Source organism: Anisomitus miae (SeqCode) (assembly GCF_054906395.1).
Genome location: NZ_JBRACL010000008.1, coordinates 75,107 through 100,831, shown reverse-complemented (window position 1 = coordinate 100,831; position 25,725 = coordinate 75,107). Strand labels below are relative to the sequence as shown.

Sequence of the window (25,725 nt, the reverse complement as noted above, 5' to 3'; positions counted from 1 at the left end):
TTTATGAAGAAAAAATTTAATGCGATATTTGGTTTAGTAGTTTTATTAACTTTAGGAACTTGTTGTAAAGTAAATGCATCTGCAATTTTTCAGAATGATAGTATAGAGGGATTTATTGATAAAAATATTGAGCTTATGGTATTTTTGACATTATTAACAATTTTACCTATGCTTGTAATAATGACTACTAGCTTTACAAGAGTGATTGTTACCTTTGCATTTTTGAAGAATGCATCTGGATTACAGAATTCTATTCCAAGTATAGTATTAATTGGAATTTCTATTATGTTAACAATTTTTATAATGTCTCCTGTTGGACAGAGAATAAATAGTGAAGCTATAGCTCCTTATATAAATAAAGAGATTTCTGTACAAGAGGCATACAATAGGGGAATAATTCCAATTAAAGATTTTATGTTTAAACAAACGAGAAAAGATGATTTGGAGTTATTTATCGAGCTATCAAAATATAGTGGAGATGTAACTTCAAGTGCTTTACCGATCACAACCCTTATGTCGGCTTTTGTTTTAAGTGAGCTGAAGACATCTTTTCAAATTGGCTTTTTGATATTTATACCATTTTTAATTATTGATATAGTTGTAGCGAGCATACTCATGTCCATGGGAATGATGATGGTTTCTCCAGCAATAATTTCTTTACCATTTAAGATACTTTTAATTGTACTTGTTGATGGATGGAAACTTGTAATTAGATCGGTATTTTTAAGTTTTGGGGGAATTTTATGAGTCAAAATTTAACGATTTTAGTTATAAGAAAAGCTATGATAGTTGGATTTAAGATATCTATGCCATTTTTGATAGTCACTATGATAATCGGGATCATTATAAGTATACTTCAGGCGGTTACACACCTAAATGATCAAAGTTTGACATTCGTACCTAAAGTTTTAATAACAGGAATTATGGGACTTATGTTAGCTCCGTTTATAATTAAACAAATGACTATTTTCACAAATTTGTTGTTTGATATAATCGAAAAAATTACAACTGGTTAGGTGTGGTATTTCTGATTTGTGATTTAGACTTCAAAATTTTAATCCTTATTTTTATAAGAGTTACTTCTTTCTTTGTGGTTTCTCCAGTATTCTTTCCAAAAGGTATACATAATATTTTTAAAATTGTATTTTCATTTGTTTTATCATTGATAGTATTTTCTATGGTATCTCCTAGTGCAAAAATTATTGTATATAGTGGGGTGCAGTATATTTTTTTAATATTTTCTGAAGTAATAGTAGGAGTTTCAATAGGAATTTTCACTAATTTAATATTTAATTTATTTAGTTCAGTCGGAGCAATGTTGGATTCTCAGGGAGGTTTTTCTTCATCAGAAATATTCGATCCAATTACGAATAATAGTTCAGGAATAATTGAAAGACTGTTTTATTGGATAGCGTTAACTACATTTCTAATTTTAAATGGTCATCATTATTTCATAAGAGCATTTATTTTGAGTTATGAGAAAATTAGAGTTGGAGATTTGAATTTTACCGAAAATTTCATTAACAGTTTTATAAATGCAATGGCTGTACTTTTTAGAGTTTCCGTTATGATTGTAATTCCAATAATAGTCATACTGATATTTGTGGATATTATTTTAGGAATAATATCTAGAATAATTCCTAAAATAAACATTATAGTTATAAGCTTTCCATTGAAGATATTAATTACAATAAGTCTACTTATTTTAAGTATAGAATTTATTTTTAATAGATTCTCAAATATATATTTTGATTTTAATAATTTAATTTTTAAGATATTTTCCTTTGCACCGATTTTTTTTGTATTTTCAGATGACAAAACTGAAGAGCCTACTCAACAAAAAATTAAGAAGACAAGAGAAGAAGGGAATGTTGCAAAATCAACATTTCTAGTTTCAGCTATATCTTTTGTGGGAATTATTTTAATTATTTTTATAGGAAGTTACATATTAAACGAATTAAAAGGTATTTTAGTTTATTTTCTTAGAGATGGTATTTCATATAATTATGGTCCTTATGATGTTGTGGATGTTTTCAAATCTATAACGTTTAAGTCTATGGTTTTGATAATTGTTCCAGGGCTTATTTTTGTAGGGCTTGCTATAATTTCGAATTTCATACAGACAGGATTTTTAATAACGCCTAAGGCTTTGAAACCATCTTTTAAAAGTCTGAATCCTTTGAGCAATATCAAAAGTATTTTTAACATTAAATCTTTATTTGATTTGCTTAGGGATTTAGTTGTTATAGGTATTTTATGTTACATAGCGTATAGGTTTATCCGTAATAATGTAGATGAGTTTTTTAGAATTTCAAATTTTAAAATTAAGTATTCATTTTCTTCATTGATACCTTTATTCATGAATATATTTTTCAAAATATTTATGGTAGTTGGAGTAATTGGAATATTAGATTTTGCGATTGAGAAATTCAGATACAAGAAAAAACTCAAAATGACAAAGCAGGAAGTCAAAGAAGAATTTAAACAAATGGAAGGGGACCCAGAAGTCAAATCGCAAATAAGGCAAAAGGCAAAGCAGATAATTATGCAAAACATGGTTTCAAATGTAAAAAACTCATCTGTTGTAATAACTAATCCTACTCATATTTCCGTTGCACTTAGGTACGAGCAAGGTAAGGATTTAGCTCCTGTTCTTGTTGCAAAAGGGATTGATTATATGGCTTATAAAATTAGGGAGATAGCTCAAGAAAATGATATTCCAATGGTTGAAAATAAGTATTTGGCTAGGTTTATTTATAAAAATGTTGAACTCGACCAAGAGATACCTCAGGAAATATATAGGTCAGTTGCAGATATCTTAACTCATATTTTCAAATTAAATAAGAGAAGATAATAATTGAGAAAATATCATAGGAAGGAATTTTGAAAATTGGACAATGTGAAAACTTTAGGCGGACTTACGAAAAAGGATATATTAGATGTGGCTGTGGCAGCTGGGATAATTGGCATTGTGCTTATGATAATTATTCCTATGCCGTCATTCGTTTTAGATATACTGATAGCTGTTAATATAACAGTGTCTGTAGTTGTATTGCTCATAACTATATTTGCTACAGAAGTTCTCCAATTTTCAATTTTCCCGAGTGTCCTATTGGTGACAACGCTTTTTCGATTAGCGATAAATGTTTCTTCAACGAGGCTAATACTCTCCCAAGCTGATGGGGGAAGTATAATAGAAGCCTTTGGGGATTTTGTAATAGGTGGGAATTATGTTGTTGGTATAATTATATTTTTGATTATAGTTATAATACAGTTTTTAGTTATAACAAATGGTGCAGGAAGAGTTTCTGAAGTTTCAGCTAGGTTTACTTTAGATGCTATGCCTGGAAAGCAAATGAGCATTGATGCCGATTTGAATTCGGGAATCATAACAGAGGATGAGGCCAAGAGGCGTAGGAAGAATTTACAGCTCGAGGCGGATTTTTATGGTTCTATGGATGGTGCCTCAAAGTTTGTTAAAGGTGATGCCATTGCTGGAATAGTTGTAACGCTCATAAATGTTATTGCTGGGATTGTTATTGGAACTTTGATGCTTAAAATGGAAATTTCTGAAGCTGCTTCTACATATGTTCGATTGACGGTTGGAGATGGATTAGTATCTCAAATTCCCGCACTCTTAATATCAACAGCATCCGGAATAATTGTGACAAGGTCAGGGGATGATATAAACCTAAGTAGCCTTATTACAAAACAGTTTTCGGCATTTCCTATTGTGTTAATTACATCATCTGGTATTTTGGCATTACTCGCTATCATACCGGGGTTACCGACTTTGCCATTTTTGATATTATCACTTGTTACTGGTGGTAGTTCAATTATCTTGTTTAAAAAAGAGAATGCTTTGCTGGATACTTCAAGCGATGACTCTTATCGTAAAGCATCTGAACCACATGAAGATGTTCAGCATGAACCTGAAAATGTAAATAAGCTTGTGTTAATTGATCCTATTGAATTGGAAATTGGATATGGATTGATTCCTCTTGCAGATGAAAAAATAGGAGGAGATTTGTTAAACAGAATAGCTTCAATTAGAAGACAGACAGCTCTAGAATTAGGATTGATCTTGAAGCCTATACGTATAAGAGATAATCTACAGCTAAAAAGTAACGAATATGTTTTGAAAATTAGAGGAACTGTTGTAGTAAGAGTGGAGGTTATCCCAAATATGTTAATGGCAATTTCGACTTCCAACGAAGGATTAGATGACATTCAAGGGCTTATAACGAAAGATCCTACATTTAATTTGGACGCTAAGTGGATTGACAAATCGAAGAAGGAAGAAGCTGAACTTTCAGGTCTTACAGTTGTTGATCCAACTACAATAATTGTTACTCATGTTACTGAAACTATAAAAAGTAGGGCTTATGAATTATTAGGAAGACAAGAGGTGAAAGAGATAGTAGATACCTTGAAAGAAAAGTATCCAACTGTGGTTGAAGAGCTCATACCTGATTTGATGGGTATAGGTGATATTCAAAAGGTTTTACAAAATTTGCTTAAAGAAAGAATCTCTATTAAAGATCTGGTTACTATATTTGAGAGTTTAGCTGACAACTCAAAACTTACAAAAGATACAGAGGTCTTAACAGAACATGTAAGATTTTCTTTAAATAGGGTTATATCTGGTATGTTTGTGAACGATGATAAAAAAATTGTTGTTGCTACATTGAGTCCTGATCTTGAAGAACTCCTAACAAAAAATATTCAAAGATCTACACAGGGAAGTTTTATTGCACTGGAACCTAATTTGTCAAGGAAGGTTTTCGAGGCGATAAGTAATACATTGAAAAGAATCCAATTTAACTACAGTCAACCAATTATTCTTGTTTCTCCACGATTGAGACCAGCATTTAGGAGATTTACAGAGCTAGTTTTTGGTGACGTATTTGTGATTTCTTTAAATGAAATAACACCAGATATTCACATAATAAATGATAGGATGGTAGAGATAGATGATAATTAGGAAATATTTAGTCGACAATATAAATGAGGCATTGTTTCGTATAAAACAAGAGCTTGGCGATGATGCGTATATCATAAATCAGAAAATGGTCAAACAGCCTGGAGTTAAGGGATTCTTTCTAAATAAAAAGATCGAAGTTACTGTAGGGCTTGCAAATAGAAATAATTTGTCTAATACTAATTATCCATTAAACGGTAGTGTGGAGGAGAAGGCTATTAAGACTTACAATGATTCTCAGCAAATCACTTTTCAAAATCTTCAATCTAATAATTTAAAACAAGATTTAACGGATTTGAAATCTCAAAATTTTAATTTACAAAGTGGTAACTCATCTTCAATGAGTTATTATAACAAGCTTTTTGAAGAAAAGCAGAGAATGTTTAATAATAACTTCGAAGAAAAACAAAGTTTAAATGATGATATGAATTTATTAAACAATTTGAATAGATTCAATATTTCAAATGATGCTCTTAAGGTCAATGATGATGTACATAATTTGAATTCGGAAAATAGAAAAACCGAAATTGGTAATGAGGGATTTAAGATTGATGAAAGTTATGATTTGAAAAAGGACATAGAAGAGATAAAGGGACTTTTAAAAACTCTCTCAATTAAAAATCAAAAACCCTGGGATTGCATAGATGCAATATTACGTAAGCATAATATTTGTCAAGAACTGAGCGATGAGATAAAATCGAAATGTGTTCTTACGAATGAAGAACTTATGGATGAGAGTATGGTCAAATCGTATTTAAGAGATATTTTTTCGGATATTGTAAAGGTTTATGATAGAGATTATTTTAGTAAACTTGTTGTTGTCGGTCCTACTGGTTGTGGTAAAACGACCACTATTGCAAAACTTGCAGGAGTATTTTCCTTGACTCTTAATAGAAAGGTTGGACTTGTTAATACAGACACAGTTCGAATTGGATCAGTTGAGCAATTGAAAATGTATGCGGATATTATGGATATTCCATATAAATATGTAATGAATTTGAATGATATAAGAAATGTTTCTAAGGATATGAAAGATTGCGATACTATTCTTATTGATACTGTTGGTAGGGGGCATAGAAATATTATACAGCTAAGTGAACTTAGTATGTTTGTGCAATCTATGGAGTGTAGTGATATAAGTTTAATCTTGAGTGCTGGGATGAAGGCTCAAGATATGGACATTTTTTTAAACTCATTTAAGGATATAAAATTTACAAATGTCATAGTTACTAAGCTAGATGAAACCGATAGCTTTGGAACCTTAGTGAATATTTGCTATAAGACTTCTTTACCAATAAGCTTTATAACTACAGGTCAGGAGGTTCCTATTGATATAAGGAAAGCTAATAAGAGTGAGATCTTAGATATGCTTTTGGGAGAGGAAAAATTAAAAACTACATAATTGGATTTTGAAAATGTTGTCTTTACTTTGGGCAACATTTTTTTTGGGAAATTTTAAAAATGGAAAATTGAAATTAAAAAAATGGTTATAAAAATTTGAAATTTGTAAACAATAGATTTGAAATTTTAAAAATTTCATTTTTGGATTTTCTATTTACGTACAAGCCTAAATGGAAAATTTGTATTTGTGTATTTGAAAAAAAGGAAATAAGAGATTTTATTATATATATTTTCGAAATGTTAAATCCCTAGGTGGGTTTACCGATATAAGCAAAAATTTAGAAAAGATGGGGGAATGTTTTAGAAATACAGGAGGAAATTTGTATGATATCAGGGGGGATTAGGACTAAGAATATTGAGCAAATTGATCAAAATGAAAATATTGATAGTGATCTAAGTGAAATAGAAAGTGACTTAGATTCAAAAGAAGAAATGCTAATTGAAAATTATATACCCATAGTAAAGTATATAGCGTCAAAAGTTATACTTGGAAAAACGAAGTATGTTGAGTTTGAAGATTTAGTTGGATATGGTATGGTCGGATTGATGGATGCTTTCAATAAATTCGATGAAAGAAAGGGAATGAAGTTCTCAACTTATGCGTCAATAAGAATAAAAGGTGCAATGATAGATGAGATAAGGAAGAATAGTCCGGTTTCTAAAGGTGCTATGGACAAGTTAAATAAGTACAATAATGCAATAGAGGTTCTTAGAAATCAATTAATGAGAGAACCGAATTCTCAAGATATTGCAGAGCACCTCAATTTGTCGATTGAGGAAGTAGGCACTATTGAAAATTATATAAATTATATTTCAAAAACCTCACTTGAGAGTTTGGTATTTTCAGATGATGATAGTATGTCCTTGATGAATACAATAAAGGACAATACTAGTCCAAGCCCTGAAGGAATTCTTGAATCAAAAGAACTCATAAAGTATCTTGGGAAAATAATAAATAATCTGAAGGAAAAAGATAAAAGAGTTATTTATTACTATTATATCAGGGGTATGACGTTGAAAGAAATAGGTAAAATATTACAAGTTTCAGAATCGAGAGTTTGCCAGATTCATAATAGAGCACTTAAAAATCTTAGATACATGATGAATAAATATGACAATTCGAGTCGTCTATAAAAATTTTAGGGGAAAGGCGTATTAATGGGTGAACTTATGACAAGAGGAATGTATACATCGATTTCAAGTCTTGTAAGCCTTGAAGCAAAACAAGGAGTTATCACAAACAATCTTTCAAATATAAATACTCCGGGGTTTAAACCTGATGAACTTGTGATTTCTCAATTTGATAAAGTTATGATTGGAAATAAGGATCGTACGTCAAGATCTTTTAGAAATATAGGAGCTATGTCCATTGGAACAAAAATAGATTCGACTATGGTTAAATTTAGTCAAGGGACATTGAGGCAAACAGAAAATATTACGGACTTTGCTTTAAATGGATCTGGTTTTTTTACAGTTACGCAAAATGGACAAGAGTATTATACAAGAGATGGATCTTTTGTTTTAGATTTGCAAGGAAATCTCTTGACATCATCTGGAGCTTTTGTGATGGGAACAAATATAAATACAGGTAATTATGAAAGAATGAATTTAGCCGGAGCAACTCAAATTTCTGTTGATGGATCGAACAATATAAGCATAAATGGAGTTCCAGTTTATAGAATGAGGATTTCTGATACAGCGGATTATGGAAATTTGGAAAAACTAGCAAATAATTTGTATTCAGCTGAAGGTGGTATGTTCGAAACTGCTACGACAAGAGTTCAAAATAGGACACTTGAAGTTTCAGAGGTTAACGCCGCAGAGGAAATGGTTAATTTAACAAATGTTTTGAGGAGCTTTGAAAGTAGTATGAAGATATTAAATTATTTAGATGAAAGCTTGAGAATATCTGTTAATGAAATTGGAAGGATTTAAGATTTGGTTTTGGTTGGAGGTTGAGTATGTTTTTTATTTTGAACAATAGTAAAAGTGGTATGATTGCTCAACAGGAAAAGCTCGATATCATCTCTAATAATATGGTAAACGTTAATACTTATGGATACAAAAGGATAGAAAGTTCTTTTTCTAATCTATTTTATAGGAATTTGAATACTATGGGCATCCCTGTTTCTGATAATCCATCATTCGTAGGAAACGGCGTTAAAATCAATAATGTAACAAGGACTAAGACTCAAGGGTATTTACAGAGTACTGGAGGAAGCACTGATTTAGCAATTGATGGAAATGGATTTTTTAGAATCACTGGTTCAACTGGAGATGTTTCATATATAAGAGGTGGAGCTTTGAATGTAGATATATTTGGAAGGCTAACTGATAAAGATGGAAATTTGGTTGATGTAGCTTATAATGAAGGTGTAGATCCATTGAACACAGGGTTAACTGCTACTAACATGATTGTGGATAGATCAGGAAATATATCAACCTCTGATGGGATAGATATTGGGAGGATTAATTGTTATGATGCGGTTGGGAGCAATGCATTAATTTCGCAAGGGGATAACAAATTTGTTACTTCAAGTGAAAATATTATTATGTTTCAGGTTTCTCCGGATATTTACCAAAATCATTTGGAGATGTCAAATGTTGATACATCTCAAGAAATGACGGATATGATTCTCGCACAAAGAGCATATCAAATGGCAAGTAAGGGAATTACAATGGTTGATGAAATGTGGTCGATGTTAAATAGTATCAGATAAAAAGTAGAACTCGTTTTAAAATGAGTTCTACTTGTTTTTGAATAGAGCTTTGGTATTTATGTTTTATGAAAATTTGTTTTGTGTTAATTTGGTTATATCTTTTTGTTATTTCAAAAATAGTTTTTTAAAAATTGGTAATTTTGGAATTAATCATAATTGAATTTTGGTAAAATTTGTAGTACAATTGTGCGGTAGTCGTGTGCATTCATAGCTCAGCTGGATAGAGTGTTGGACTTCGAATCCAAAGGTCGCAGGTTCGAATCCTGCTGGATGCACCAAAATTAAAACTCTTACTGTTTTAGTAATGGACAAGGTATTGAATTTTAAATGAGAGTCTTGATGTGATATTTTGACGTTATATGATTTTTAATTTTATGAGGGGTTTAAAATTTATGGCATCTATTTTAAAAAAAGTATAAATTTTTTGTTGTATCTCTAATCACAGTAATGTGTTATACGGTTTTAGGATTTGGGATTTTATCAGCGAGCGGGGCTGAGAAAGCTAAATGGTCTGTGTTTATTTATATGTGTGGTACGAATTTAGAAAGTTTAGATGACGTATCTAATGGTACGGATAATCTAAAAGCGTTGTTAGCTCTTGATATTCCTGATAATGTAAATATAGTAGTAACGACAGGCGGAACTAAAGAATGGGAAATGGAGGGTATAGATCCTTCTAAGTTGCAGCGTTTCATAATAAAATTGGGTAAGCTTGAATTGTTAGAAGAATATATTCTACAGAACATGGGAGAGAGTAGTACTTTATCTGATTTTCTACTTGGGGGCTAGAGAAGTTTCCAGCTGAAAAAAATGTGGTTTTAATCTGGAATCATGGTAATGGTAGTGTAAATGGTGTTTTGATAGATGAGATTTATGATAATGATACTTTGATGTTGGATGAGCTTGGATATGCGTTTGAAACCACAGATTTCAAATTCGATATCGTAGGATTCGATACTTGTATAACTGCAAATCTTGAAGTTGCATCTCAAATACGAGAATATGCTTCCTATATGATTGCCTCTCAGGAACTTGAACCTGGAGCTGGATGGAATTATACAAAATGGGTAGGTGCAATTGCAGGTAATCCCAATATTAGTCCAGAGGATTTGAGTAAGGTGATTTGTGATTCATATTCTGAGCTTATTAACGAATCAATCGAGAGCTTTAAAGATATACTTACTTTGTCGGTTATTGATTTAAGTAAAGTTAAAGAATTAGAGTCGAGTTTTAATATGATGGCTTTAGAGATGAGTAAGGTAATTGAGGATGTAGATAAACTTAAATGTATATATTCTGCGTTGGAAAAGACTGAAATTTATGGTGCTACTTCATTAATCGAAGGTAATTCAAGTATGAAGGATTTAGGACACTTTGCGAAGAATATTGAATCTATAATTGGTAAAGCGGCAGTGGATGTGCAAAATGCAATTAATAGTGCTGTGTTTTATAAAGTTAATGGGAATGCACGTATAAATTCAAGTGGAATTTCATTTTATTGCAATCTCTATGATGATTTAGATAATTATAATAGGTATGCTAAAGGAAGCAACAGTGCTGAATATTTGGCATTTCTTGATGCAATATCTCATACTTGGAATGCACCTAGGTGGGTTTATGAGAAAACTCCAAAAGTTAAAAGCCTGAACTTTAGTGATCATATCTTGCAGTATTCAGATGAGATAACAGAAGATAGTAACTACAGGATTAATTTAAGCAATGGTAAGAATTCGGTTTATACGGTTGATTATTATTTATTAGATGTAGATGAAGATGGTGGAGCCATTAGGTATTTTACTGATGTTCGCACTAGTGTTAATGAAGACTGGTCTGTGTACGATATGGAGGTTGGTATAAACACATTGATGATAGAAGGAATTCCGGTTTTTGCTGAAGTTGTAAATGCTTATCAAGATAATGTCATTTATTTCATACCTATTATGTTAAATGATGAGGAGATGAGTTTGCGAGTTAATTATTATATTAAAGAAGATAGATACGAAGTTCTAGGTGCTTGGAAGGGATTGATTTATGATGACATGGTTAGTTCTAGGTTTTTTACAAAATTAGAAGAGGGAGATGTCATCGAATTCTTATTACCTAAGATCTATAATACATTTACTTTTAAGGATGGCATATATTATCACTCATCAGGTTCTCTTACGTTTTCAGGAGATATGAAATTTTCTGAAGGGGTTATACCAGATGGAGAGTATCAGTTTTTTGATGGTATAGTTAATGTCGTTGGGCGTCAATATAATACTACACCAGTTTCCGTAAGTGTTAAGAATGGTGAAATTGTTTCAATTACAGCTCAGGGTGATGAAGGGTCATATACAGAGGAAGAGATGACCGAGAGTGATTCTGAAGTCGCTTGAATGTTTTGAATTTTATTAAATGGGAGATTTTAAATCTCCCATTTTTGTTTTTTGATTATATGAGTTTGAGGTTTTATAATTTTGGAAAGAGCCATTTGTCACAAGGTGATATATCAAATTTAATTACGTGATATTTAAATTACTTGTGATTAAAATTTAAAAAAGTTATAATGTTAGTAGGGTATCTTGGACTTGTAGATTAAAAAAATAAATGTTATAGGAGTGATGTTTTGATTTAGAGTTATTTTGTTTTTATGAATATCAGTTTTTTAGTTTTTAGGAGAGTATAAGATTTATGTTAAGTGTTTTGAAGAGATTTAGAATTTTGATTAGTTTCTTGATTGTGTTTTTATTTTTAATGATTCCAGGATTTGGAACTTCATCAGCGAGAGGAGTGGAAAAGGCTAAGTGGTCTATATTCATTTATTTATGTGGTACAGATTTAGAGACTTATAGTTCACATGGTACGAATAACTTAAATCAATTGCTTGGATTAGAAATACCAGATGACGTGAATATAATAGTTACTACTGGTGGTACTGAGGAATGGAATATAGAAGGTATAGATCCTAATAAGCTACAAAGATTTCAAATTAAATCAGGTGAGCTTGTGTTGTTAGAGGAAGAACAATTAGAGAACATGGGTGATAGTAGAACGTTATCCGATTTTCTTACTTGGGGAGTGAATAAATTTCCTGCTGAGAAAAATATGGTAGTGTTATGGAACCATGGTGATGGAAGTGTAAATGGAGTAATATTTGATCAGATTTATGACGATAATTTAACATTGAGTGAACTTGGAAATGCTTTAAAAACAACGAACTTTAAATTTGATATTATAGGATTCGATACTTGTTTAGCCGCAAATCTTGAAACTGCATCTCAAGTAAAGGATTATGGTACTTACATGATAGCATCACAAGAAATTGAGCCTGGAGAGGGATGGGATTATGCAACATGGGGAGGAGCCATTTGTGAGAACCCAGATATAAGTCCTTTTGATTTGAGTAAGGTTGTTGCTGATTCTTTTTTTGCGAATGAAGTGGACAAAACCTTTGATGGTAATGTTACTTTCTCTATTATTGATTTAAACAAAATTACAAAGGTAGAAGAGAATTTTGATAAATTGGCTTTGGAACTAAGTAAATCTCTGACAGATTTAGATAAACTTAGGTCTGTATACGCTGCACTTGAGAAAGCTGAAACTTATGGTGCTTCGTCAATGATCGAGGGATTTTCTGGCATGAAAGATTTAGGACATTTTGTAAGGAATGCAGAGCATGTTATTGGTGAAGTTGCAGTAAATACATATAAGACTATCGATGACGCTGTAGTGTATAATCTAAGTGGTGATGCCCACCCTAATGCAAGTGGTATTTCGTTCTACGCTAATTTTGCAGATTCACGGGAGAATTATAATCAATATTCATATGGAAGTAAAAGTGCAGAGTATTTAGCATTTTTAGATGCGGTGTCTCATGTGTGGACTGCACCGGATTGGGTATATGAAAAAACTGAAAGAATAAGGGATTTAAATTTTAAAGATTATATATTGCAATATACTTCTGAAATTAAAGATAACAATACGTTTAGTGTTACTGTTAGTAATGCAAAGGATTCAATTTATAAAGTTTATCCTAGATTATCGATTGATGGAGAAGATGGAGGATACATAAGGTATGATGTGAAATTAGATATTGAATCTAGTGAAGATGGCTCTGTATTTGAAGCACAATTCACAGGCAAGACTCTAACCATAAATGGAATACCTATCTTTGCAGAAACCGTAACAGCTTCAGATGATCATATTATTTATGCGATTCCAATTGAATTAAATGGTGAAACAACAAGCTTACGTGTTAAATATGATAGTAATTCTAAAAAATATGAAGTATTGGGAGTTTGGAAAGGGCTAATTTATGATGATATGGTGAGTTCTCGTGTGTTTAAGGAAGTAAAGGATGGTGATGTTATAGCACCTTTGTTACCTAGATTTTATTATGATGAAAAAATAGTACCTTTGTATTATAAATCTCCTGAAACTGTAGTTGTTGCAGGTGAATTGGAGTTTTCTGAACAATCTTTGCCAGATGGTGAGTATGATTTTTTGTTTAATATAGTTAATATATTGGGTCGTAATTATTCGACTGATATAGTTTCAGTACGTATTAAAGATGGGGAAATTGACAAGTTCGAATTTCCAGGAAGAGGTACTTCTCAAGAATTAAATAGCGAGGAAGGCAATAATGAAAGTGATGAAGTAGCGGCATAGACGAGGTTGTATATTAAATTTAAAAAGGCAGATTACTGTATGTGTAATTTGCCTTTTGTCTTTTTTTATTTTTAGGATTTTGGGAAGACACGAATATGCTTGATGATAAGACTATGATATCAGGCAATGATTTTAATTGGAAAAAATTTTACGTTATTATAATTTTAAAAAAATAGAATAATAACATTAACTATATTTTAAGGAGTAGGTAGTATGAGAATTAGACGTAGTTTATATGTTAATCTTGTATTTCTTTTTGTGTCTTCTTTGATTTTAATTCTTTGCAGTGTTCAAATAGTCAAGTCATTACCAAAGATAGTAAATAAAGTAGATATTATTGATGTTGTTGGACTTAAAATTATTAGGGAAGAAAGTGGAGTGGATTGTGAGGATGTTAGGTATAAGTTAATTGATATTCCTGAAAACATAAATATTATAAATGCTAGAATCGTGCACTCAGGGGAGGCCTATAAATTTTCAAATCCGGATAATATTCTTCTGGATTCTTTAGGTAATGTAGTTCAGAATCTTAAAGATCAGAGCTACACATTGGTTTTGAATACAAAAGAGCTAGGTGAAATTTATAAAATTATAAACAAGACCGATTATGGATATAAGGTGCTCGACATAAAGGTTGTTTATAATAAATATAAAAATTCTCTAGATATCTCAAATTCAAATGTCTTGTTTAGGGATTCAGAGATAACCGTTTTTAAAAATGATACTAAAGTTGGAACCGTTAAGATCGATGAAGAAGGGAAAGGAAGTATATACATAAATGACATACAGAATTTGAGTACTTCTACGTATACGATTCTTGTGAAGAAGGGATCGGAGATTTTAGGAATAGATTCTTTTCATATAACTCCAACTTATAAAGAGTTAAGTCTTAATGATAATGTAAAATTCAGCATAACTTCAAAAATATCAAACAAATTAAAGGTTTGTATAAAAGTAGAAAGTGGAATAACATTCAATGACAGAGTTCAAGTTGTAAGTGTTTATGAAGATTCAACACCTTCTGAGAATTTATTACTTACCTTAGACGAAAATGCAAATGTGATATCAAATTTAGATGGAGAGGTTACTTTAAAGAGTAGCTTAGTTGAAGGGAAAAGATATAAAGTAAAATTAAGGATCAATGGTGTTGAGATGGACCCTCAAGACTGTTGTGATGTACATATTAAAGATATAGATATATCAAAAATTAAAGTTACAGCAGTTGAAAAAATAGGTAGGGAATTGAAGATTGATTTAAGTGGAATTGATAATTTAGATAAAGAGGATTCAATAGAGGTAATTTCCCTGCACGATGTGAATAAAAAAGACGAAAATTTAATTTCTCAAACTAAGCTAACTAATAAAGTTAATGAAGTTAGGCTTTTGGACAAAATAAAGTCTGGTGGTTCCTACGAAACGCTAATAAAGATAAACGGTTTTTTGATGAATGGTCTGAATGTTGAAGTTATACCTCTGGATATATCAAATTCGACTGCTTTAACTGATATTATAAGCAATAAGATTTTTATATGTTTAGAAAATGCTAAAGGTCTAAAAGTGACAGATTCCGTAAGAGTTATTGGTGTTTATAAGGAGGGAGATAATGAAAGAAATTTTCTAAAATCTTCCTATAATACTGAGATTGAAAAATTGAATGGAACTATTTTTTTAAATTATACTTTAGATACAAAAAATAATTATTATGTAAAATTCAAAATTAACGATGTGGAACTTGAAAATACAATAAAAATAACTGTTAATAATGATATCTCCTTTAAAGGATCTATTGCAAGAACTAAAGCTTCGAGTCAAGAAGTTGAAGTTTGTTTCAAGAATGTAGATTCTATAAATAACAATGATGTAATTGAAGTTCAGAGTGTTTTTGATTTGAATGATGAAGATTTTAATTTACTCGACGTAAACAAAGATACGAAAATTTTAAGTAAGAAAGGTAGAGTATATTTAAAGGCTGCTATAGTAGAAGATCATAACTATGGCATGAGGATTAAGATTAATAACGTTGAGTTTAATGAAATAATTCCGATTTTGGTTATGAATGACGATGAAAATGTCAAATTGATTGATGGTATTGAAAACCCGATAGAGAAGGTAAAGAAAATTATTGATATTAATAGTGTAGAATTTGGAGATGGATATTTGAGGTTTCCACATAATTTAGATGGGTCAATAGATTTTAATAGTGCAATTTGTCATACAGTGGGTTTAGAAAGTGAAATCGATAAAGATCATATTATAATTAGCAATTTAGTGCCTTACAAAAAATATGAAATTATAAATATTTCAATTGGAAATGAGGATAAAAATTTAATCGAATTTCAAATTCCAGAGTTTATTTGTATGGAATCAAATGATAAAATTAAAAATTTTATTTCGAAAACATATATGATGCTCAAAAACGGATTAAGTAATGACGAAAAGAAGTTTGAATTTGCAGATGAGGTCGTGTTTGATTTTTGGCATACCAAAATTAAAAAAGGCGAAATTGATTTAAAGAAATTTATTTTTGAAGTATTAGATGAAGAATACTTTTTTGAAAGATACAACGATAAAGTCGATAGAATAAAAATTTTATATAACATAATTTTTGGTATTGATCCAACAGAGCAGAGTTTAAGTGTGTGGCTAAATGATTTAGATAAAATAGTAAAAGAAGAGGATGAAGATAAGTCTTTTAAATTAGTCATTGAAAAAATGTTCACTAACTTAAAATTTAAATCCTTGGAAAAACAATTAAAATAGAATACATTCATTAAATAAAAGCATATATCTAATTAAAGATGTATGCTTTTTTTGTTTTTTTTAAGTAGGAGATGGTTGATGAAGATAAGAAGTATTTCTATAAAAGTTAGTGAAGACGAATTATTATATATTTTTAGGAAATTTTTAGGAAGTAGAAATATTTTTATTGAAGATATCAAAATCGATAAAGGTTTATCCATAAAAAATATTTGTTATGGGATAATTCGCAATATAAATTTAAACATTGGTGTACATAAGGTATTGGGCAATAAGATATATTTGAAAATTAATAAGATGAGTTTTAGAAGATTTACTATTCCAAAAGGGATCGCAAATATTTTTTTAAGGTTTATTTCGGTAAATTTTGAAAAACAAAATAAAAAAGGAAGAATCTTAATTATTATTAATTTAGATTCATATATAAAAAGTACAAATGTAAGATTTTTATTAACAAAATTATACTTAGAAAAAGGTTTTATAAATATTATTGTGGAAAATGTTGATGTAGAAAGTAAATCAAATAAATTAAAATCATATAGAGGAGGAAGATTATTCTTGAAATTAACACAAACTACTTTGAAACTTTCAGGCGAAGATATAATGTCATTCGTAAAAGATTTTATAAGGACCGATAAGGTTATGATATCAGGTATAGATGTTAGTCAAGCTGTTTATATAAAGGGGATAATAGTAAATTCATTTGATGTCGGCGATGTATCCGTTAATATAAAAGACATGAAGGAAAATTTGTTGTATATACAGTTGAAAATAATAAATTCAGTTTTCCCAGGTGTAAATATTGAACATATTCCAGTAAAGATTTTCGTAAAAGATGTACTCAGATCTTTTAATAACTTGAATTTAGATTTAGATATCGGTAATGTAAGGTTTGTTGATGATTGCATAGAAGTTAGGATAAATAATTTAAATTTTGATATGAAAAAGTTATCTCCTAACTCAGGAAATATATTTTTAAAATAACTTTATTTTAAAATATACGAAAAAAGTTTATAATTATAAAAACAAAAATTTTATCAAGAGGTATAGTTATGTACGAATTAAAAATTAAGCTTTTGTATAGCAATTCTAAGCTTCCCGAATTTGCAAATGATGGAGATGCTGGAATGGATGTATTCTCTGTTGAAGAAAAGATTGTTAAAAGTGGAGAAATTAGTTCAATAAAAACAGGAATAATAATTGAGTTGCCTAAGAATACAGAAATTCAAGTTAGACCTAAGAGCAGTCTTGCATTAAATAATGGAATAACTTTGTTAAATTCACCGGGAACCATAGACGAAGGTTATAGAGGGGAGCTAAAAATTATTTTGATAAATCATGGAAAATTTGACTTTATGGTGAAGGATGGAATGAAAATAGCACAAATAGTGTTAAAACCAACTTATGATGTGGAAATAATAAGGGTAGATAACATAGATTGCGAAACACAAAGAGGAGATGGTGGTTTCGGTTCAAGTGGTGAGCTATAATGGCTAGTTACATTGGTATGTATATGGGTAAAAGTAGGAGAAGAATATGTTTGATTCAATATGGAAAATCAAAGTAACATACCATGTAACTGAGTAAATTATATCATAATATGTGAATTAATTACACATTAAATTTATGATATGGAGGTGAACGAAATTGAAAACTTGTATATTTTTAGCTGATGGATTTGAAGAAATGGAGGCTATAGGTATAGTTGATATCTTAAGGAGAGCTGAAATTGAAACTGTTATAGTATCTATAATGAATTCTCTAGAGGTGTCAGGAGCTCATGGTATACGAATTTTTTGCGATAATAAGTTTGATAAAATTGAATTTTCATTATTTAATATGATAATATTTCCTGGAGGAATGAAGGGAGTTAATAACATAAAAGAATTTAAACCTATTCATAGAGTAATAAATGAATTTTATAATTCAGGAAAATACATAGCAGCTATATGTGCTGCACCGATTATTTTAGATGAATTAGGGATTTTAAACAAAAATATTTTTACATGTTATGAAGGAATTCAAAAATTTGTAAAGAACGGTGTATATTTAGATCAAAGAGTTGTTGAAAGTAAAAATATAATAACATCTGATTGTGTTGGATCGGTGTTTGATTTTGGTTTTAAATTGGTAACAATTCTAAAAGGTCAGGATGAGTATATTGATGTGAGAAATAAGATGATTTTGAAATCGTAAAAATTTGTTTGTGGTTATGATGTAAAGTTAAAGTCGTAGTGGTTATTTTATTATGTTTGTAAATTATTTTTAATTTTATCACATCTAGTAGGGAGGAATGGAATTGAAACTTTTGGATACTCTTTTGTGTAAGAAGTTCAGAGACGAGGGAATATTTTTAGAAGAGCTCCAAGATATTTTGAAATATGAAATTGTAGAGTATGCATATAGGGATGTTTTTGATTTTTTAGGGAATATATATTACAGGGTTAGGGTTAGACTTGAGAACGAATTTATGATAGAATTTGTATACTACTTTCTGGATGATAGTAGTATATGTGTTTTGGATATTGAATATTAGCATATGTGGAAAGGGCAACATGTTTTTATGTTGCCCTTTTTCAGTATAAGGATTATAGGATAAATGTTATATAGCTCTCTCCTGATTTTGTGGTTGAACAACTTAGTAATACCTTGCAGGCTGAAATTGGTACATTGATGTGGTTTAGGAATGTTTTTATCATTTCTGAAGCCTCTGAATCATCAACATCAGATTCAAAATAACAATAATTTTCTTTAAGTGTTACGGCTTTTTTCATGTTCGATGGAGATTTAGCAAAGTATTTTGAGTTTTGTTCACACAGGGTAATGAATGGACTTTCATTTACTGAAAATAAAAAGTAAAGCAATTTTATCATAGATGTACTGAGAGTTCTGGCTATGAAAATATTATCAAATAATTTTATTCCACTTATTTTTAATGAAAATAATTTAAAATCTTCCAAATTAGTCGTTGAGTAAGAGATATTTAATAAATTGCCTATTTCCCCATAGTCTTCATTCAAATTTTGAAAGTAGTAGTAGCCATTATCTAGATTCAAAATATTTATTGTGTGCTCTAGTTTTTCAAAATCCGTGGGTTTTGAAATATTTGCTGAAACAGATACACTTTCTTCTAATTCTATTTCTATATCTTCATGAAAGGAATTCGAGTCGAAATCTATTACATAGTCATAGGAAATTAAATTCGAAGAGATATCTTTCTTGATATTCAATATCCCTTTTAGTTTTTCAAAATAGTTGTCTAAATTTAAATTCTCATTGTTCTTAAAGTTCTCTTTCATATCCTGTAAAGTCAATAAGAATTCATTGTAAAGAAGAGAATCAATATCTGAATTTAAGTTATCTATTTTTGTATTTATTGCATCTATTAAACTTTTCATTATTAGCCCTCAAAAAAATATTAATGATTTTATATTATTTCTTACACATCTTAATGTTACAAAAAAATTTTAAGTAGTTATAAAGAAGATATGTTTTAATATCGATAAAGTATTCAATTTAGTGTTAATACGTTGAGGTTTATATTTCAGTTAAATTTTAAGGAGGATATATGTTGCGAAAAAGTATGGGCAAATTCTCTAAGAAAACAGCCTTTCTTTTTGTATCACCAATTTTGTTTGGAGCAATAGGGAATTCGACTATTTCTAATGCCGTGACTTTAAATAGAACGTTTAGGTCTGGGTCGGGAAGTTTTTCTTCTGGGTTAGGAACGACATCATTAACAAGACCTAGTGTGTTATCTACATCAGATAAGGTTTTAGGTACAATTGGTATTGGTGTAGGGGTTGTGAGTATTGTAGGGACAGCTGTGGGATTGGCTCTAACGGAGAATCAGTATAACCAAACTAGGAGTGCTTATGATGATATTGTTGATAGAACCTATTACTCTTTTCTTGAAGAAAGAGAGCAGTCAATGAGGGATTTATTTAATCAATGGGGAGTTCCTATGCCAGAGAAATATAAAAACCCATTGAAAACTGAGGAAATAAGTAGTGGAAATCAAGTTACTAGTGGTTTTAGCCTTGGTAAGGGGGATTAATATATGTACGGTAAATTAAGCAGTAAGTTTAGGGTAAAGAAGATTTTATCCATGGCGACTCTTGCTAGTGTATGTTTTACTATCCCCTTTGTTTGTTATAGGAGTGAAGCAAATGCAGGTATTTTATCTAGATTGGGAGGTATGGTGGGTTCACTTGGAAATTCCGTTAGTAGAAGATTGTCTACCTCTGGTAGTATAGGTGGAAATGTTACTAGTACGGGTGCGGGTGTAATAACTAGAAGATTATCAACTGTTAGTTCAAGTGCTGGAGTTAATGATACTGGAGGTACTCAAGGTACAAGTAGCACACAAGCTATTAACTCACTTAATCAACGTTTGGCAACTCTTGAGGAGTCTACTATTTTGGAATCTCAGAGAGCTAATCATCTTTTCACTAAAGCTGTAGTGGCTAGTGGACTTGTAGCTAGTGGTGCTATGGTAGCAGGGGTTATAGGTGGTGTTTTACAGCAATCTAAGTTTATAGAATATACGAAAGAGCAAGCTCAAATGGACCAAGAGGTTCAAGAAAATATAACTAACATGAGAAACCATTTTCAGAAAACTGAAGTACCTGAGGCTGAGCAATATATAATCGATTATTATAAGCAAAACTTTGGAATGGATATTACAAAGTCTTAGGTTTGGTATTTTGTATGAGTCTATCTATTGAAAATTTAGTAAAGTATTATTCAAATAAAAAAGTAGTAGACAATATTAGCTTCACTGTAAAAAGAGGAAGTGCCTATGGGATATTGGGTATGAACGGAGCAGGTAAGACAACATTGATAAAAATGATTTTAGATATAATCACCAAGGATAGTGGACAAGTAATGTTAAATGATAGAGAGCTGGATGTTATAAAAACTAAGGTTGGGTATTTGGCGGAGGAGAGAAGTCTGTATAGTAAAAAGACTGTGAGAAATCAACTTAAATATTTTGCAATGTTATCAGGACTTAAATCGAGAGATGCTGATACAAAGATAGATTATTGGATTGAGAAGTTTGGATTGCAGAATATGGACAATAGGGTTTTGGACACGTTGTCCAAGGGAAATAAACAGAAAGTTCAAATCATTTCCACTATAATTAATGATCCAAATATAATAGTGTTTGATGAACCGTTCAGTGGTCTTGACCCAATCAATTCTGAGATACTTAGGAATATTGTTATAGATTTTATAAATAGAGGCAAGTATATATTGTTTTGTACACATCAAATGTTTTATGTAGAAGAATTTTGTGATAGTATTTCTATATTAAAAAACGGTAGACAGTGTATAGAGGGTAATTTGATTGAAATAAAAAAGTCTTATGGCAGGAATAAGCTTACCATAGAAATAAAAGGTAACCTTCCAAATTTGAATATTTATGGTGTAAAGAGTATACGAAGAAATAAAAAAGTTTATGAGCTAGATATATTAAATGAAGATATAGCAAATAATATACTTAGCATTTTGTTTCAAAACAAGATAAAAATATTTAACTTTAGTTTGGGATACAAGTCTTTGCATGAAATTTTCATAGATGTGGTTGGTGATTGATTTAGTGAGAGAAGCTTTAGTAATATTGAATTATAATTTTAGAGATACCATCAGTAAGCGATTTTTTAAAATTTCTACTGTTGTGATTACATTATTATTATTGCTTATTTTTATATTACCTGATTTTATTTTAAATTCAGAGCTATTTAATGAAAGTAAAGAGTATCTATTTTATATAGTAGACAATAAAAATTATATTTTTAATAATCATTTGGATCTGAATATGTATGCAAATGATATGTCCAGTCTACTAGATGGAAAATATTTTTTCCATCTAGTAGATGAGGAAATGGATATTTATAGCATAGATAAAGAATTAGAAAAAGGGATAATAAATGGCTATTTGGTGGTAAATAGCGAAGATGATGTTAAAATTGTTGCTAATAATAATTATTCGGATTTGAAATTTCTTATTGATAGATACATAATAAGTAATAGATTGGTTAATGAAAATCGGTTATATGATTATAATTTGTATGTTAATTATGATTTGGTCTCTTCTGCGACAATACAAGATGAATTTGGTAATATCCTACAAAGATACATGATACCATCAATATTAACTATATTTTTATATGTTATTTTCATTATTTATGGTCAATCTATAAGTACGAGTGTAAATATTGAAAAGAATTCTAAGATAACTGAAATTGTTTTGACTAAGGCGAAAGTGTTAAATATAATTTTAGGTAGAGTTATAGGAGTCTTGATAGCGTGTATGTTACAGTTGATTTATTTTTTAATAGTTTTATTTTTAATTGTTAGTTTGTTAAGTGTTGAGTATTTTCCAACTGTGAAAAGTGTTGTGGACTTAGAATTTATACTAGTTGTTAGGTACGTTTTGTATTTTGCCTTGGGGTTTATTTTTTATGGGCTTGTGTTTATGTTGATTGGAAGTATCGTTAATAAAACTGAGGATTTACCAATGGGACTTATTCCAGTTACATTTTTGATTTCAATAGGATCGGTTGTTTTGTTTATTGGTATACAGTTTCCACAAAGCGGTTTAGCTTTCATCTCAAAGTATATACCGTTTTTTATGTCGTTTTCCATAATTTCAAACATACCTGTATCTTTATTGTCGGAAGTTTTTATGGTTGGAATCATGATTGCTTCCATAGTGATATTAGTAATATTTAATGTTAATGCAATTAAATCAACAATCAAATTTAAAGGGAATACTTATAGGCAAAGGAAATAAACGAATTGATTTTTGGGGGGTGCTTGTGCTTTGAACTTGAATAATAAATATTTTATCAGAGGATTATTACTCATTTTGTCTGGCATTGTGTTTATGCTTTGGAGTTTTGACGTTATTAATATAAATTTTTCTGTGGTATTTAATACTTTGATTGCTATTATCTTGATATTTTATGGTGAAAGATATTCAAGATTTTCAGAAACTAGATCATTCGGTAATGGTATGATTATATTTGGTATATTCTTTGTTGCGTATACTTTTTTAGTACATGTAATTGGGATATCTCTCAAGTTTATAATTGCTGTAGCATTATTAGTGTATGGATTTTACTTCGTATTTATAAGATCAAAGGTATTTATGTTTAATAAGGGAGTTTTCAAAGATAGTAGGAATGATATTGATATAAGTGAAAGATTTTCTGCAATTCATATTAATAATTTTTCAGATGATATATCTAGCGTTAAGATTAAAACGTTTTTCTCTGATATTGCGGTTAATTTTCTCAGTACTAGAATGATTACTAAAGATACGATTGATTTTGAAATTTTGGGTATCTTTGGGGACATCAGAATAAGTATAAACCCTAGTTGGAATGTGATATTAAATGGCAATTATATAAGAAGAAATGGAACAGCTAGTAAAACTGTAAGTATAAGAAGTAAGAGTTTATTTTGTAATATAAATGTTGTTTAGTTATTAGATTTTAAAGCAATAAAGAGTTAATAATTTGTTATATTAACATTTTTATTGTTTTTTTAATTTGGATTAATTTATAATAGTCTTATAGATATTGTGTGAAAATTCAAAGGGGTGGATTATGTCTTTAAACAAAAAGCCTAAGGAGAAGAAATTTGAAAAATTAGACAATGAGTTTGATTTAGATAAACAGGATTTTTGGCTGCTGGTTAAGTCAGCATATAAGGCTGTGTTTCCGTTTGTGGTCATAACAGTAGGTGTTTATTTCTTGTTTGTTCTTTTTTTGACAGGGGTTGTTTTAAGATAATCCATTATGGATTTAGAGAGTTTTTAAAATTTATAAATAAGGAGTGTTTTATATAAAATGTATTCTTCAAAATTAAGATTTGATGATTCTAAGCTTTCTGATTATGTAAATAGTGAGGAATTAAATTTAATAACTCCTCAAGTTAAATTAGCACATGAACTCTTGAAAAGTCGGACTGGTGCTGGGAGTGGTTTTTTAGGTTGGTTAAATTTGCCTAATGATTATGATATTGCAGAATATGAGAGAGTAAAAGAAGTAGCTAAGAGAATCAGAGATGATGCAGATGTTCTTATAGTAATTGGTATAGGAGGTTCCTATTTGGGGGCAAAGGCATGCATTGAATCTTTAAATAGTTCCTTCTTTAATTTTTTGAGCAAAAGTGAAAGGAAATCTCCTCAGATATTTTTTGCTGGTAATAGCATAAGTTCTACATATCTTAGTGAATTGTTGAGTTACGTTAAGGATAAGAGCATTTATGTAAATGTTATATCTAAATCCGGAACAACGACTGAGCCAGCACTTGCTTTTAGATTTTTTAAAGACCTCTTGGAAGAAAAGTATGGGAAGGAAGAAGCTAAAAGGAGAATAGTGGCAACTACCGATAAGAGTAAAGGAGCTCTTAAGAGTCTTTCTGAATCGGAGGGATATGAAACTTTTGTGATTCCCGATGATGTTGGGGGGAGGTTTTCTGTATTAACACCTGTTGGACTTTTGCCTATTTCTGTTTCTGGTGCTGATATAGATGATTTGATGAAAGGAGCTAGAGATGCACTCCAAGATTTAGATTATGATGATGTTAATACTAATGGTTGCTATAGGTATGCTGCTATTAGAAATATACTTTATAGAAAAGGTTATATAACAGAAATTTTGGCTTCTTATGAGCCAAGTTTAGCATTTTTTTCTGAATGGTGGAAACAGTTGTTTGGCGAGAGTGAGGGTAAGGACAAGAAGGGAATATACCCATCTTCTGTGAATTTATCAACAGATTTACATTCTCTTGGACAGTATATACAAGATGGAATGAGAAATATAATGGAGACAGTTATAAATGTTGAGGTACCGTTAAAAGACATAGTTATAAAAGAGATGCAAGGTGATGCAGATGGTCTTAACTATTTAACTGGTAAGACAATGGACTTTGTAAATAAGAAGGCTTTTGCTGGTACGTTGCTTGCTCATTTAGATGGTGGAGTGCCTAATATGGTAATTAATATACCTAAGATTGATGCTTATAATATGGGATATATGATCTATTTTTTTGAAAAAGCTTGTGCTATAAGTGGTCATTTGTCTGCTGTAAATCCTTTTAATCAAGAGGGAGTTGAAAGCTACAAAAGGAATATGTTTGCTCTTCTTGGAAAGAAAGGGTTTGAGGATTTAAGAGATCACCTTGAGAGAAGGTTGTAATTTT

General features: G+C 30.2%; 24 protein-coding genes and 1 tRNA gene. 24 read left to right on the top strand and 1 reads right to left on the bottom strand.

The genetic code is table 11. The annotated features are described in order from the left end of the window. Positions 1 to 3: 3 nt before the first annotated feature. The 17 genes from fliP to AALI31_RS05965 all read left to right on the top strand — a co-directional run bounded on the left by fliP (position 4) and on the right by AALI31_RS05965 (position 19,045). The gene (gene fliP, locus AALI31_RS06045) at positions 4 to 747 is read left to right on the top strand and encodes a flagellar type III secretion system pore protein FliP (protein ID WP_489885634.1); all 744 of its coding nucleotides are present in this window, start codon (positions 4 to 6) and stop codon (positions 745 to 747) included. Continuing rightward, a complete protein-coding gene (locus AALI31_RS06040) occupies positions 744 to 1,016 on the top strand; it encodes a flagellar biosynthetic protein FliQ (RefSeq protein ID WP_489885633.1) in 273 nt (90 codons plus the stop codon). Before fliP ends, AALI31_RS06040 begins: the two co-directional genes overlap by 4 nt. A 2-nt stretch (positions 1,017 to 1,018) precedes the next feature. Continuing rightward, a complete protein-coding gene (gene flhB / locus AALI31_RS06035; RefSeq protein WP_489885632.1) occupies positions 1,019 to 2,854 on the top strand; it encodes a flagellar biosynthesis protein FlhB in 1,836 nt (611 codons plus the stop codon). Positions 2,855 to 2,890: 36 nt separating this feature from the next. After that, on the top strand, positions 2,891 to 4,984 hold the full coding sequence (gene flhA / locus AALI31_RS06030) for a flagellar biosynthesis protein FlhA (protein WP_489885631.1): 2,094 nt from the start codon (positions 2,891 to 2,893) through the stop codon (positions 4,982 to 4,984). After that, positions 4,974 to 6,383, top strand: a complete 1,410-nt coding sequence (gene flhF, locus AALI31_RS06025; protein WP_489885630.1) for a flagellar biosynthesis GTPase FlhF — start codon at positions 4,974 to 4,976, stop codon at positions 6,381 to 6,383. Before flhA ends, flhF begins: the two co-directional genes overlap by 11 nt. Before the next feature lie 431 nt (positions 6,384 to 6,814). After that, complete coding sequence (locus AALI31_RS06020) at positions 6,815 to 7,516, top strand: FliA/WhiG family RNA polymerase sigma factor (protein WP_489885745.1); 702 nt, start codon at positions 6,815 to 6,817, stop codon at positions 7,514 to 7,516. 24 nt (positions 7,517 to 7,540) lie between these two features. Next, positions 7,541 to 8,317 carry a flagellar hook-basal body complex protein gene (locus AALI31_RS06015; RefSeq protein ID WP_489885629.1) on the top strand — a complete coding sequence of 259 codons (777 nt, stop codon included), beginning with the start codon at positions 7,541 to 7,543 and terminating at the stop codon, positions 8,315 to 8,317. 26 nt (positions 8,318 to 8,343) lie between these two features. Further along, on the top strand, positions 8,344 to 9,102 hold the full coding sequence (locus tag AALI31_RS06010; RefSeq protein WP_489885628.1) for a flagellar hook-basal body complex protein: 759 nt from the start codon (positions 8,344 to 8,346) through the stop codon (positions 9,100 to 9,102). 201 nt (positions 9,103 to 9,303) lie between these two features. Beyond that, positions 9,304 to 9,380: transfer RNA gene (locus AALI31_RS06005), tRNA-Arg, on the top strand. 169 nt (positions 9,381 to 9,549) lie between these two features. Further along, positions 9,550 to 9,891, top strand: a complete 342-nt coding sequence (locus AALI31_RS06000) for a hypothetical protein (protein WP_489885627.1) — start codon at positions 9,550 to 9,552, stop codon at positions 9,889 to 9,891. 23 nt (positions 9,892 to 9,914) lie between these two features. Beyond that, positions 9,915 to 11,480, top strand: coding sequence for a clostripain-related cysteine peptidase (locus AALI31_RS05995; RefSeq protein WP_489885626.1), 1,566 nt, complete (start codon positions 9,915 to 9,917; stop codon positions 11,478 to 11,480). Between the two features lie 295 nt (positions 11,481 to 11,775). Then, positions 11,776 to 13,752, top strand: coding sequence for a clostripain-related cysteine peptidase (locus AALI31_RS05990; protein ID WP_489885625.1), 1,977 nt, complete (start codon positions 11,776 to 11,778; stop codon positions 13,750 to 13,752). Positions 13,753 to 13,965: 213 nt separating this feature from the next. Next, positions 13,966 to 16,512, top strand: a complete 2,547-nt coding sequence (locus tag AALI31_RS05985; RefSeq protein ID WP_489885624.1) for a hypothetical protein — start codon at positions 13,966 to 13,968, stop codon at positions 16,510 to 16,512. Positions 16,513 to 16,590: 78 nt separating this feature from the next. Continuing rightward, on the top strand, positions 16,591 to 17,493 hold the full coding sequence (locus AALI31_RS05980; RefSeq protein ID WP_489885623.1) for a hypothetical protein: 903 nt from the start codon (positions 16,591 to 16,593) through the stop codon (positions 17,491 to 17,493). 68 nt (positions 17,494 to 17,561) lie between these two features. Further along, positions 17,562 to 17,999: a dUTP diphosphatase gene (gene dut / locus AALI31_RS05975; RefSeq protein ID WP_489885622.1), complete on the top strand. Its 438-nt coding sequence runs from the start codon at positions 17,562 to 17,564 to the stop codon at positions 17,997 to 17,999. A 157-nt stretch (positions 18,000 to 18,156) separates the two neighbouring features. Next, a complete protein-coding gene (locus AALI31_RS05970; protein ID WP_489885621.1) occupies positions 18,157 to 18,705 on the top strand; it encodes a DJ-1 family glyoxalase III in 549 nt (182 codons plus the stop codon). A gap of 103 nt (positions 18,706 to 18,808) precedes the next feature. Further along, on the top strand, positions 18,809 to 19,045 hold the full coding sequence (locus AALI31_RS05965) for a hypothetical protein (RefSeq protein WP_489885620.1): 237 nt from the start codon (positions 18,809 to 18,811) through the stop codon (positions 19,043 to 19,045). A 52-nt stretch (positions 19,046 to 19,097) separates the two neighbouring features. Here AALI31_RS05965 and AALI31_RS05960 read toward each other — a convergent pair whose 3' ends face one another. Next, positions 19,098 to 19,907, bottom strand: coding sequence for a hypothetical protein (locus tag AALI31_RS05960; protein ID WP_489885619.1), 810 nt, complete (start codon positions 19,905 to 19,907; stop codon positions 19,098 to 19,100). 170 nt (positions 19,908 to 20,077) lie between these two features. On the opposite strand from AALI31_RS05960, the gene AALI31_RS05955 reads away from it, so the two are divergent. From AALI31_RS05955 to AALI31_RS05925, 7 genes are all read left to right on the top strand, one after another. Then, positions 20,078 to 20,566, top strand: a complete 489-nt coding sequence (locus tag AALI31_RS05955) for a hypothetical protein (protein WP_489885618.1) — start codon at positions 20,078 to 20,080, stop codon at positions 20,564 to 20,566. A 3-nt stretch (positions 20,567 to 20,569) separates the two neighbouring features. Then, positions 20,570 to 21,205, top strand: coding sequence for a hypothetical protein (locus AALI31_RS05950; protein WP_489885617.1), 636 nt, complete (start codon positions 20,570 to 20,572; stop codon positions 21,203 to 21,205). Between the two features lie 14 nt (positions 21,206 to 21,219). Beyond that, the gene (locus AALI31_RS05945; protein ID WP_489885616.1) at positions 21,220 to 22,107 is read left to right on the top strand and encodes an ABC transporter ATP-binding protein; all 888 of its coding nucleotides are present in this window, start codon (positions 21,220 to 21,222) and stop codon (positions 22,105 to 22,107) included. Then, entirely contained in the window at positions 22,091 to 23,308 is a 1,218-nt protein-coding gene (locus tag AALI31_RS05940; RefSeq protein ID WP_489885615.1) for an ABC transporter permease, read from the top strand. Before AALI31_RS05945 ends, AALI31_RS05940 begins: the two co-directional genes overlap by 17 nt. 30 nt (positions 23,309 to 23,338) lie before the next feature. Beyond that, positions 23,339 to 24,001: a hypothetical protein gene (locus AALI31_RS05935; protein WP_489885614.1), complete on the top strand. Its 663-nt coding sequence runs from the start codon at positions 23,339 to 23,341 to the stop codon at positions 23,999 to 24,001. A gap of 124 nt (positions 24,002 to 24,125) precedes the next feature. Next, complete coding sequence (locus tag AALI31_RS05930; protein ID WP_489885613.1) at positions 24,126 to 24,311, top strand: polysaccharide biosynthesis protein; 186 nt, start codon at positions 24,126 to 24,128, stop codon at positions 24,309 to 24,311. 57 nt (positions 24,312 to 24,368) lie between these two features. Beyond that, entirely contained in the window at positions 24,369 to 25,721 is a 1,353-nt protein-coding gene (locus AALI31_RS05925) for a glucose-6-phosphate isomerase (protein WP_489885612.1), read from the top strand. Positions 25,722 to 25,725: the final 4 nt, after the last annotated feature.